General features: G+C 42.7%; 2 protein-coding genes. Both read right to left on the reverse strand.

Annotated elements, in window-relative coordinates; translation table 11 throughout:
- Nucleotides 1–666, reverse strand: a 666-nt coding sequence (gene istB / locus G4V62_RS19135; protein ID WP_165205227.1) for an IS21-like element helper ATPase IstB, incomplete at its 3' end; no start/stop codon positions are given.
- Between the two features lies 1 nt (nucleotide 667).
- Nucleotides 668–1231 (reverse strand): Mu transposase domain-containing protein (locus G4V62_RS19140; protein WP_446685523.1); only part of this gene is annotated, 564 nt, incomplete at its 5' end.

Raw genomic sequence — 1231 nt, forward strand, 5'->3', positions numbered from 1 at the left:
GCGATCCAATATCGCGGTTGCTAACACGTCGTCTCCAAACGTTTTCCCCCATTCTAGATACGATTTATTTGAAGTAATGATCATAGCGCCTTTTTCATAACGCTTAGAAATGACTTGAAATAAAAGGTTCGCCGTGACTTCATCGAAGTCAAAATATCCGATCTCATCTAAAATGATTAAGTCTGGCTTACATAGACGTCTCTGTAAATAAGAGAGTGTTCCTTTTTGAAGAGCTTTTTGACATTGTTCCCCCAATTCGTCTGCTGTCATAAATAAAACGTGATAGCCCTTGGCTAACGCTTCTAATCCAAATCCAATGGCCAAATGTGTCTTTCCTACACCAGGCGGTCCCAGTATAATTCGATTCTCCCCATTTGCGATAAAGCGACAGGTACAGGTTTCTTTCACACGCTGCTCACTGATGCTGGGTTGAAAGCTAAAATCAAACTCATGGATCGTTTTCGTATAAGGAAACTTCGCCTTTCGGATTCGTTTCGCTAATGCCTCTGATTCTCGATTTTCCCACTCTTGCTTCACCAAGGTGTCAAGAAAGTCAAAATATGATAGAGTATTGGCAGAAGCACTTTCAACCAGTTCATCTAGTTGTTGTGCGGTTTGCTGCCATCCGAGCGCCTGAAGGCGTTCTTCGAGTAATGAATGATTCATGTTATTCTCCTTCCTCGAGCGCAGCGTATATAGCTAATGATCGACTTTCAACGGTCGGTATTGGAGCAGGGGAATCTGGGGTCGCCAAACCATGTAGATTCATTTCCTGCTCTTTTTTTGTTCCCGGCAAACCTGTATAGTGCTCACGCTTCATGGTCATTTGATGTTTTCCGTCGATCAATGGGTGTACGGCAATTCGCTCATATTCATCGTATAGTTCGAGCATACCTTCATTGGTTTCATGCACTTTCACTTGCTGTCCAGCGTACCGGTAGGGTACGGAATATTTATTCTGCTGATAGGAAATAAAACAATCCTTACTCACTTCCCGGAGTTCCCATTGTCTTATTTGATACAGTGGTTTCGTATTCCACGGAATTAAGAGCGTGCGCTCTTCTATAAAGCGGTCATTAGGACATTGCTGCGTGGTCTGATTCCGTTTTTTATGAACCACTTTATCCAACCATTTCCGTACTTCTGCGTTTAAGTCTTCTAGCGTTTCAGGAAGACGCCGCTTAAGAAAATTTGATTTTAAATAGGCAACGGCCCTTTCCACTTTACCTTT

Source organism: Litoribacterium kuwaitense (assembly GCF_011058155.1).
Taxonomy (GTDB): domain Bacteria; phylum Bacillota; class Bacilli; order Bacillales; family DSM-28697; genus Litoribacterium; species Litoribacterium kuwaitense.